The organism is Zooshikella ganghwensis DSM 15267, from assembly GCF_000428585.1.
Classification (GTDB): Bacteria; Pseudomonadota; Gammaproteobacteria; order Pseudomonadales; family Zooshikellaceae; genus Zooshikella; species Zooshikella ganghwensis.
The window spans coordinates 1-1767 of record NZ_AUAF01000339.1; the positions used below are offsets into that span (position 1 = coordinate 1).

Consider the following 1767-nt stretch of genomic DNA (forward strand, 5'->3'; position numbering starts at 1 on the left):
ATCACACAGTTTGTGTGTATTATTTAATAGGAACCAAGGCAATGCTCCTCTTCAGTTAGCTAAATTAATAGGCTAAAAAGTCGAGCATCGCGTCAGATTCATAATTAAAATAACCATAATACCAATTTTTATAACCTTGTTTACCTTCAAGGGACCAGTCTTTTACTGAGTCAGCAAGTAATCTTTTTTGCTCATGTGGACTTGGTGCATCTATTACCATACAGTCCCAGCCACTAGCATTTTGTACCATTCGGGATGACCTAAACTCAGAGGTCTCACTTAAACTCTTACAATCGCTAGTGAAGGATACTGACTCGTCATAACCAGCACTGCCTGAGATAAAACTGTGTACATACTCAATATCAATATCTTCATTTGTTTGTTGGCCTTCATTAGACTGACCATTATTACTATTTTGCTCTGTTGAAGATCCATTATTTGATGACGAATTATTTCCATTTTCGTTGGTATTACCTGATGTTCCACCGCTGTTATTACCTGTACTTCCAGAGTAATTTGGATCAGTTGTTACTGTTTGCTGCGTTAAACGACCTTGATCGTCGTAGGTATAATGTACTGTACGATTAGCTTCAGTGACGCGAGTGGGCAAACGAAAGGTATCATGCCATTCGGTTAATGTTTCTTGCTGATTAGTAGTGCTACTTGCGGCAACTTTACGCGTTAATAAGCCACGGTCGTTGTATTGATAGGATGTAGTGACACCTTTCCAGTCGGTTTTGGATTTCAACAGACCATTGTCGTAATAAGTGTATTCGCGGTTGGCTGCAGCACAGTTGGCAGAAGCGTGACCTTCAACCTTGGTGACGCGATTAATACCTTCTATTTTTGAAAAATAATAAGTGGTCTTTTTACCAAGTGGATTCGTAACGGTTGTACTGTTGTTGTCGTGGTATTCAAAGGCGACTTTTTCTGCACCATCTGTATGCTTACTTAGAATACCACGGCCTTGTGTATCATAGTCCCAAGTGGCATAGCGAACGCCTTGCTCATTGGTAATACCAGTGAGGTGGTAAGGGAAAGCGGAATTTTCGTAGTGATATTGGCGTGTCGAACCATCAACCAGAGTGACTTTAATTAATCTCTTTTGGTCGTCGTACTGGTATTGAAGTGTTTTATCGTCATTAATTACAGCTTTTTCGATCAAACCATTATTGACGGTATAAACCAGTTTATTTTTAAAAGTATTTTCAATGGTGGTCGTCGTATCAGTATGGTTTAGTGTCCACATTAAACCTGAGAGTGTTTCAATTAAAATTAAACGCCCTTGATCATCAAATTGTTCTGTGCGGCTATCCGAATAAACCACTTGCCAGCGAGCATTATTTTCATTAATGGCTGTGACTTTGACAAAAATATCATTATCAGACTGCCATTGACCTAGGGCATTTTGAGTAAAGCGGAAGGTTTTACCATCACTGTGTTCGAGTAGAAGAGTATTTTCGTTAACTAAAATCAAACGTTGACGATAATTAAATGACCAATAACCAAGGTTACTGTTATAAACTCGGGTTAAATTAAAAGGACCAGAAAAATCATTTTCAAGCTGTTTTTTTAAACCTGTGGCGATGCTGATTGGATTGCCAGCCTCGCATTGACTGCCAGAGCCTGACTCCTTTGGTGTTACCCTGTTTTCAACACACTGTCCATCTTTAAGCTTTGTTGCAGTACTGAATCATCTGGTCTTTTGAGGTTGTTTAGACAGATTTATAGCTTTGAGGCATGCCCAGCGACGTAAAACGATTTAAT

At 39.2% G+C, this 1767-nt stretch carries 1 protein-coding gene; it reads right to left on the bottom strand.

Features of this window, described 5'->3' with window-relative positions:
* Positions 1 to 64: 64 nt before the first annotated feature.
* The gene (locus tag F607_RS33870; protein WP_268967658.1) at positions 65 to 1594 is read right to left on the bottom strand and encodes a hypothetical protein; all 1530 of its coding nucleotides are present in this window, start codon (positions 1592 to 1594) and stop codon (positions 65 to 67) included.
* Between the last annotated feature and the right edge of the window lie 173 nt (positions 1595 to 1767).